This is a genomic window from Streptomyces sp. NPDC058459 (assembly GCF_042721685.1).
Lineage (GTDB): Bacteria > Actinomycetota > Actinomycetes > Streptomycetales > Streptomycetaceae > Streptomyces.
In genome coordinates this window covers 1-7652 of record NZ_JBHXLV010000269.1, presented here as the reverse complement: position 1 = coordinate 7652, position 7652 = coordinate 1, and the positions used below count along the sequence as shown (strand labels likewise).

General features: G+C 71.5%; 8 protein-coding genes and 1 tRNA gene. 3 read left to right on the top strand and 6 right to left on the bottom strand.

Translation table 11 applies throughout. From position 1 onward, the window contains the following. Window positions 1-52: 52 nt before the first annotated feature. The 6 genes from ACFWN1_RS30180 to ACFWN1_RS30155 form a co-directional block, all read right to left on the bottom strand. Entirely contained in the window at window positions 53-1369 is a 1317-nt protein-coding gene (locus tag ACFWN1_RS30180; protein ID WP_384368897.1) for an ABC transporter substrate-binding protein, read from the bottom strand. Window positions 1370-1632: 263 nt separating this feature from the next. After that, window positions 1633-1773, bottom strand: coding sequence for a hypothetical protein (locus ACFWN1_RS30175; RefSeq protein WP_384368894.1), 141 nt, complete (start codon window positions 1771-1773; stop codon window positions 1633-1635). Between the two features lie 414 nt (window positions 1774-2187). Further along, window positions 2188-2272 (bottom strand) — tRNA-Leu (locus tag ACFWN1_RS30170). Window positions 2273-2381: 109 nt separating this feature from the next. Then, window positions 2382-3329, bottom strand: coding sequence for a beta-ketoacyl-ACP synthase III (locus ACFWN1_RS30165; RefSeq protein ID WP_384368891.1), 948 nt, complete (start codon window positions 3327-3329; stop codon window positions 2382-2384). A 449-nt stretch (window positions 3330-3778) separates the two neighbouring features. Beyond that, on the bottom strand, window positions 3779-4312 hold the full coding sequence (locus tag ACFWN1_RS30160) for an isochorismatase family protein (protein ID WP_384368888.1): 534 nt from the start codon (window positions 4310-4312) through the stop codon (window positions 3779-3781). 131 nt (window positions 4313-4443) lie between these two features. Continuing rightward, window positions 4444-5505 (bottom strand): bile acid:sodium symporter family protein, encoded by a 1062-nt coding sequence (locus ACFWN1_RS30155; RefSeq protein ID WP_384368885.1) that lies wholly within the window; start codon window positions 5503-5505, stop codon window positions 4444-4446. An 86-nt stretch (window positions 5506-5591) separates the two neighbouring features. Here ACFWN1_RS30155 and ACFWN1_RS30150 point away from each other — a divergent pair, with 86 nt between their 5' ends. The 3 genes from ACFWN1_RS30150 (at window position 5592) to ACFWN1_RS30140 (ending at window position 7633) form a co-directional block, all read left to right on the top strand. After that, the gene (locus ACFWN1_RS30150; RefSeq protein WP_384368882.1) at window positions 5592-6461 is read left to right on the top strand and encodes a LysR substrate-binding domain-containing protein; all 870 of its coding nucleotides are present in this window, start codon (window positions 5592-5594) and stop codon (window positions 6459-6461) included. 58 nt (window positions 6462-6519) lie between these two features. Then, window positions 6520-6714 (top strand): hypothetical protein, encoded by a 195-nt coding sequence (locus ACFWN1_RS30145; RefSeq protein ID WP_384368879.1) that lies wholly within the window; start codon window positions 6520-6522, stop codon window positions 6712-6714. A gap of 82 nt (window positions 6715-6796) precedes the next feature. Beyond that, window positions 6797-7633: an aldo/keto reductase gene (locus tag ACFWN1_RS30140; protein ID WP_384368876.1), complete on the top strand. Its 837-nt coding sequence runs from the start codon at window positions 6797-6799 to the stop codon at window positions 7631-7633. Window positions 7634-7652: the final 19 nt, after the last annotated feature.

The following is a 7652-nucleotide window of genomic DNA, read 5'->3' as shown; positions in this document are numbered from 1 at the left end:
CCGGGGGTGTCCTCGCGCACCGGTTCCTTCAGAACGGTGGAGGTCATGGAGGTCAGGCCGCCGGCATCTGCTGCTGGGCCTTCTCCAGCTTGGCCTTGACGGAGGCGGTGGTGACCGCGCGCCCGGCCGCGGCGTCGGCGAACAGGTCCTTCACCGCGGTGCCGACCGCGGTCTCGAACTGCGACTCGGTGGCGACCTGCGGCAGCGCGGCGGCGCTCTTGGCGAGGGTGTCCTTGAGCACGGCGGTGGACGGCCCGTCGAACGCGGGGTCTCCTTGCGCGGCCTTGACCGGCGGGATGGAGCTGTACGCCTTGTTGAGGATCTTCTGCTCGGCGTCGCTGGTCATGAACTTCACGAACTCGGTGGCGCCGCCGAGGTTGTGGCTGTCCTTGAAGACGGCGATGTTGATGCCGGCCGCCATCGAGTTGACCTGGGCGCCCGGTCCGGGGGCGCCCTGCTGGACGGGTACGGGGGCGACACCGTAGGCGTCGTCCTTCATGCCCTGGGACTTGAGGTTGGCGGCGGCGGACTGCCAGAGCAGGATGGCCTGCTTGCCCTTGGCGAAGTCGCTGACGGACTGGTTCTGCGCGTACTCGGCGTTGCCGGGCGGGATGGCCTTGTCCTTGGCCATCAGGTCGACGTACTGCTTGACGGCGTCGACCACCTTGGGGCCGGTGAAGTCGGGCTTGCCGTCGGCGGAGAAGAAGTCGGCGTCGTGCTGCTTGGCGAAGACGAAGACGTGGTGGACGTTCTCGGAGAGGTTCGAGCCCTCGGCGCCGAGCACCGACTTGCCCTTGGCCCTGATCTTGGCGCCGTCCGCGACGAGTTCGTCCCAGGTGGCCGGGGGCCCGGTTATGCCGGCGTCGGCGAAGATCTGCTTGTTGTAGTAGAGGGCGTACGCCATCGAGTACAGCGGCACGGCGGCCGGGTCCTTGCCCTCGGCGCCGGTGGAGCCGAGCGCCGGGTCGACGAAGCGGTCCCGTCCGCCGATCTTGGCGAAGTTCTCGGTGTCCCAGGGCAGCAGCGCGCCGGTCGCCTGGAGGGAGGCGCTCCAGGTGTTGCCGATGTTCAGCACGTCGGGGCCCTGGCCGGAGGTGGTGGCGGTGAGGATGCGGTTGAGCAGGTCGGACCAGGGCACGACCTCGACCTTGACCTTGACGCCGGTCTGCTTCTCGAACTTGTCCAGCTCGGGCTGGAGTACCTGCTTGTCCACGGCGACGCTGGCGCCCTGGTTGGAGGCCCAGTAGGTCAGCGTCTTGGACGAGCCGCCGGCTCCGTCCCCGCTGTCCGTACCTCCTCCGCACGCCGTTGCCGCGAGGGCGAGAGACATGACGACGGCGCCTGTGGCCGCGGCTCGGATGCTGCGCATGGCTCCAGCTGTCCCTTTCCGGGAGGTAGACGACCCCGAAGCGCCGTGGGCTCCTCAGGGCTTAATTTAGGACGTGAGTTAATCCTTCGGAAAGGAGTGCGTCAAGGGATGCGGCACGGGTAAGTGAGCGGTTCTCGCGTTCTGGTCGGTTCGCCGGTCCGTCGGCCGAGGGGGTCCGCCAGCTTCCAGCCGCCGGCCAGGAGGCCGTCCACGGTGCCGAGGGCGTGGGTCAGGCGGGCCGGGCGGTCGCCGTGGAGTTCCCGTCAGGGGACTCCGGAGCCGGCGAGGGTCCCGCGGAGGCGGTCGGTCATCCGGCCCCGGAGGCGTTCGCCGTCGCGCAGGCCGTCGTCGTCCAAGGGGGCGCCCTTGTCGGAGGTGAGCCGGTAGAGGGCGCGAGGAGGCATGGCCCTGGGCGAGGTCCCGGACGGGGGCGGTGGTCCGGCCTCGGTAGCGCTCCTGCCAGATGGTGGGGGCCAGGGCGTCGGTGTCGCACACGAGCACCGGGCCGCCGGCGCGGGCGGCGTGCTGCTCGGCGTGCGGGACTGGCCGCTGACCCGTACCCGGGACGCACCGGTGGCCTACCTTGCGGACTTCCCCGTCCTGGGCCGGTCGTCCCCCACGGGTACCGCGAGGTGGGCGACTCCGTGTCCTGGAGCGACGGGGACAGCGCCGGCCCCAGCTTCGGCGCGGTCGTGGCCGCCCCGGCCCACCTGGTGGCCGAGCTGGAGCTGGGGATTCGGCAGGCTGTTGGCCACACGGTTGGTCACGCCACAACCCGGGGAACAGAAAAACCCCACGCGAAGTGGGGTCTCTGCTCGTGTCCGAGGGGGGACTTGAACCCCCACGCCCGATAAAGGGCACTAGCACCTCAAGCTAGCGCGTCTGCCATTCCGCCACCCGGACAAGGTGTCTGTCACCCGGCCGGGGGTGTTCCCGGCGGCGACGTGGACAACAATACCAAGGTTTCGGAGCGCCTCTCACCTGCGTATCCGTGCCCTGGGCCACCCCTGGCTCACGGGCAGCGGATCACCTGGCCGGCGTACGACAGGTTGCCGCCGAAGCCGAAGAGGAGGGCCGGGTCGCCGGTGCGTACCTTGCCCTGTTCGATCAGCTTGGAGAGGGCCAGCGGGATGCTCGCGGCGGAGGTGTTGCCGGACTCGGTGACATCGCGGGCGACGACCGCGTTCACCGCGCCGATCTTCTGGGCGAGCGGTTCGATGATGCGCAGGTTGGCCTGGTGCAGGACGACCGCCGCGAGGTCGGCCGGTGCGATGCCCGCCTTCTCGCAGGCCCGCCGGGCGATCGGCGGCAACTGGGTGGTGGCCCAGCGGTACACGCTCTGCCCCTCCTGCGCGAACCTCGGCGGCGTGCCCTCGATCCGTACCGCGTTGCCCATCTCCGGCACCGAACCCCACAGCACCGGCCCGATGCCCGGCTCCTCACCCGGCGCGCACGCCTCGACCACCGCCGCGCCCGCGCCGTCGCCGACCAGGACGCAGGTGGTGCGGTCGGTCCAGTCCGTGACCTCGGACATCTTGTCCGCGCCGATCACCAGGGCACGGGTCGCGGCGCCCGCGCGGACGGTGTGGTCGGCGGTGGCCAGGGCGTGGGTGAAGCCGGCGCACACCACGTTGACGTCCATCGCGGCCGGCTCGGGGATGCCGAGGCGGGCCGCGACCCGGGCGGCGGTGTTCGGGGAGCGGTCGATCGCCGTGGAGGTGGCGACCAGCACCAGGTCGATGTCGCCGGGGGTGAGGCCGGCCGTGGCAAGGGCCTTGGCGGCGGCGTGCGCGGCCAGCTCGTCGACCGGCTCGTCGGGGCCGGCGATGTGCCGGGTGCGGATGCCGACCCGGCTGGTGATCCACTCGTCGCTGGTGTCGACCATGCGGGCCAGGTCCTCGTTGGTGAGCACCCTGGCGGGCTGGTAGTGGCCGATCGCGGCGATACGCGAGCCGTGCATGTCGGGGTCCCCTCGTTGCTGCCGTGCGTGGCGGGACTCTCCAGTCTGCGCAGTGACTCGCCGGTACGTGGGCATGTGAAGCCACAGGAAACGGGCATGCCCTTTGTCGGCTTCTTGCAGAGCCCCGGGCGGCTGCCCGGACGTCCGGGCAGCCGCTCACACGCTCGGCGCCACGCCCGTACGGAGGGTGCCCGGCACGGCACGCGACGGCCGGGCACCCGGTGTGTGACCCCGTGACCAGCCGCGTCGCCCTCCAGGCGTAGCTGGGCCGATCAGGGCGACGCCGCCGGAGCCCCGTGATGGCGATGCCGGTGCTCATGCCCGGCCGGTCCGGGAGCCACTTCAGGGTGGAGACGGGCGAGATGAGTGGAGAAGGCGGGGCGCGGGGTGGTGCGGTGAACGGTCGGGGCGGTCGGGGCGGTCGGTGAGGTGGCCGGAAGGGTGGGTTCTCACTCGACTGCGTCCCCGAAGCCCAGCCGTCCGACGGTGGTGACGGTGCCCAGCCGGGGGAAGTCCAGCCGTACCGACGCGTCGTGCTCGGCGGCCGTGAACGCGGCCATCGCGTCCTCCACGAAGACCAGCTCGTAGCCCAGGTCGGCGGCGGCGCGGGCGGTGGACTCGACCCCCAGGTTGGTGGCGATGCCGCCGAGGACCAGGGTGTCGACGCCCCGGGCGCGCAGCAACTCGTCCAGTTCGGTGCCCTGGAACGCGCCGATGGTCCGCTTGACCACCTCCAGGTCGCCGTCGTGCCGCAGCCCGGCGGCGAGACCGCTGCCGGGCGGCTGTTCGGCGACGGTGGGCCTCTCGACCCGGACGAGTACGACGAGCACGCCCTCGGCGCGACAGCGCTCGGCCAACTCCTCTCCGGCGGCCAGCACTTCGGCACCCTTGCGGGGTTCCAGCGGCAGCGCGACGAGGCGGTCCATGAGGTCGACCAGGACGAGGGCGGTACGCCGGGGATCGAGTACGGGGGCTGCGGTCATGACGGAACGTTAGCCCTCGCGGGCTGTCCGTGCCGGAAATCCGGGTCAACGAGCCCGTGAACGAGACGCGTTCGGCCGTCTACGGGGCGCACTCGGGAGTGCTTGGGGTGCTGGGGCGTGCTTCCGCGTGACTACGGCGCGTCGTGGCCGTCCGGCCGGACGCGCGGGCCGGGCGCCGGGGCGGGCGGGGCCGGGGGTTCCTCGGGGTCGCGGGCGCGGCGCTTGGCGATGACCGCGCAGACCATGAGCTGAAGCTGGTGGAAGAGCATCAGCGGCAGCACGGCGAGGGAGGCGTGGGCGCCGAACAGGACTCCGGCCATGGGGAGTCCGGCGGCGAGGGACTTCTTCGACCCGGCGAACTGGACGGCGATGCGGTCGGCCCGGCCGAAGCCGAGCGCCCGCGCGCCGTACCAGGTCAGCGTGAGCAGCACGGCGAGCAGGACGGCCTCCACGAGAAGCAGCGCGCCGAGGCGCGGGGCGTTCACCTGGTGCCAGATGCCCTGGGCCATGCCCTCGCTGAACGCGGTGTAGACGACCAGCAGGATCGAGCCCCGGTCGACCAGTCCGAGCACCTTCTTGTGCCGGGCGACGAAGCCGCCGATCCAGCGCCGCAGCAGTTGCCCGGCCAGGAACGGCACCAGGAGTTGCAGCACGATCTTCACCAGCGAGTCGGCGGAGAAGCCGCCGCCCGAGCTGCCCAGCAGCACGGCCGCGAGCAGCGGGGTGACGACGATGCCGACGAGGGAGGAGAAGGAGCCGGCGCAGATGGCGGCGGGCACGTTGCCGCGCGCGATGGAGGTGAAGGCGATGGAGGACTGGATGGTCGACGGCACCAGGGTGAGGAACAGCAGCCCCTCGTAGAGCGGCCGGGTCAGCAGCGCCGGGACCAGCCCGCGCGCGGCCAGCCCGAGCAGCGGGAAGACGACGAAGGTGCAGGCCAGCACGGTGAGGTGGAGCCGCCAGTGGCGCAGTCCGTCCATCGCCTCACGGGTGGAGAGACGGGCGCCGTACAGGAAGAACAGGAAGGCGATGGCGGCCGTGGCGGCGCCGGAGGCCACATCGGCGGCGACGCCCCGCGCGGGCAGCAGAGCGGCCAGGCCCACCGTGCCGAGGAGCAGCGCGATGTACGGGTCGATGGGCAGCCGGCGTTTCACGGGGCTCCGTAGCGTCGGGGTTCGGCGGACGATCTCCATCGTGCCTGGTCGGCGCCGATCACGGAATCCGGCATACCGCTCTGACTGCGATCGCGTTCCATGATGACCGGGCTACCCTGGCCCGCGTGTACGAGCCCACGCAGTTGCGGACGTTCCTCGCGGTGGCCCAGACGCTGAGCTTCACCCAGGCCGCGCGGCGGCTGGGGCTGCGGCAGTCGACGGTGAGCCAGCATGTGCGCAGGCTGGAGGAGGCGGCGGGCCGCCAGTTGTTCGCGCGGGACACCCACTCGGTGGAGCTGACGGGCGACGGCGAGGCGATGCTCGGGTTCGCGCGGCGGCTGCTGGAGGTGCAGGCGCAGGCGGCGGCGTACTTCTCCGGCCCGCCCGTACGCGGCCGGCTGCGGTTCGGCGCCTCGGAGGACTTCGTGCTGACCCGGCTGCCGGAGATCCTGGAGGGCTTCCGGTACGACCATCCCGAGGTCGATCTGGAGCTGACGGTGGAGCTGTCCGGGACGCTGCACGAGCGGCTCGCCGAGGGCAAGCTCGACCTGGTGCTGGCCAAGCGCCGCCCCGAGGACCCCCGGGGCCGCCTGGTCTGGCGGGACGACCTGGTGTGGATCGGCGCGGAACGGCTCCGCCTGGACCCGGACCGCCCGGTCCCTCTGATCGTCTATCCTCCGCCGGGCATCACCCGGGCCCGCGCCCTGGAGGCGCTGGAGGACCAGGGCCGCCCGTGGCGCGTCGTCTGCACGAGCGGCAGCCTCAACGGCCTCATCGCGGCAGCCCGCGCCGGACTCGGCGTGATGGCCCACTCCCGCCGCCTGATCCCGCCGGGCCTTGTCCGGGTACCGGAACGGGCGGGCCTGCCGGCGCTGGGCCGCGTCGACTTCGCCCTGACCCACGCCCGGACGCGGGGCACGACGGAGGGCGCGGCGGACGCGCTGGCCGCGGCGATCCTGGCGGGCGGGGAGCGACTGCGGAGACGGAGCGGCTAGCTAGGTGGCTGAGCGGCAGACACCCCGTGCCTACTGGCGCATATCGCCCCCGTGTCCTGTGACGGTTGCCGCCCGCAGGCGGTCTGGCCGGCGCCGTCTCCGACAACGCACGCACCGAGCCGCGCGGCACATCGCCCCGGGCCGCAAGGACGATCAAGGGCAGTGGCGGGACGTGACCGCCGACCGGGTCACCATCGTGTCCCGCACCCGCTACGAGTACGAGCGCGAGGTCGAAGCCCTCTACCACTCGTGATCCGCCGGCCAGGAGTGCGGACCGGCGCGTGATCGTGGACGATGAGTGTGCCACCTGTCCACAACCGAAGGATCATGAACTCGTGAGCAGCAAGGTCCCCCCGATCATCCTCAACAACGGTGTCGAGATGCCCCAGCTGGGCTTCGGCGTCTGGCAGGTGCCGGACGACGAGGCGGAGCGCGTGGTCACCACGGCGCTGGAGACCGGGTACCGCAGCATCGACACCGCCGCGATCTACGGCAACGAAGAGGGCACCGGGAAGGCCATCGCGGCGTCCGGCCTGCCCCGCGAGGATCTCTTCGTCACCACCAAGCTCTGGAACAGCGACCAGGGGTACGACTCCACCCTGCGTGCCTTCGACACCTCGCTGGAGAAGCTCGGTCTCGACTACCTCGACCTCTATCTGATCCACTGGCCGCTGCCCGCGCGGGACAACTACCTCGACACCTACAAGGCGTTCGAGAAGCTGCACTCCGACGGCCGTGTCCGCGCGATCGGCGTGTCCAACTTCCTCCCGGAGCACCTCGAGCGGCTGATCGCGGAGACGTCTGTCGTCCCGGCGGTCGACCAGATCGAGCTGCACCCGCAGCTCCAGCAGCGCGCGGCGCGGGAGTTCAACGCCGAGCGGGGCATCGCCACCGAGGCGTGGTCGCCGCTCGGCCAGGGCAAGGGCCTGCTGGAGGTCCCGGCGATCGTGGCCATCGCCCAGAAGCACGGGCGTACGCCGGCGCAGGTCGTGCTGCGCTGGCACATCCAGCTCGGCAGCATCGTCATCCCGAAGTCCGTGACGCCGTCGCGGATCAAGGAGAACATCGAGGTGTTCGACTTTAGCCTGGACGACGAGGATGTCGCCGCCATCAGCGCGCTGAACGAGGACAAGCGGCTGGGTCCCGACCCCGCCACGTTCGACATTATCTGACACCTCCGCGCCCCAGGGC

What these genes read in the sequence shown, in the direction of transcription:
- ACFWN1_RS30180 (WP_384368897.1), bottom strand. Translation starts at nt 1,369, where the DNA reads ATGCGCAGCATCCGAGCCGCGGCCACAGGCGCCGTCGTCATGTCTCTC.
- ACFWN1_RS30175 (WP_384368894.1), bottom strand. Translation starts at nt 1,773, where the DNA reads ATGCCTCCTCGCGCCCTCTACCGGCTCACCTCCGACAAGGGCGCCCCC.
- ACFWN1_RS30165 (WP_384368891.1), bottom strand. Translation starts at nt 3,329, where the DNA reads ATGCACGGCTCGCGTATCGCCGCGATCGGCCACTACCAGCCCGCCAGG.
- ACFWN1_RS30160 (WP_384368888.1), bottom strand. Translation starts at nt 4,312, where the DNA reads ATGACCGCAGCCCCCGTACTCGATCCCCGGCGTACCGCCCTCGTCCTG.
- ACFWN1_RS30155 (WP_384368885.1), bottom strand. Translation starts at nt 5,505, where the DNA reads ATGGAGATCGTCCGCCGAACCCCGACGCTACGGAGCCCCGTGAAACGC.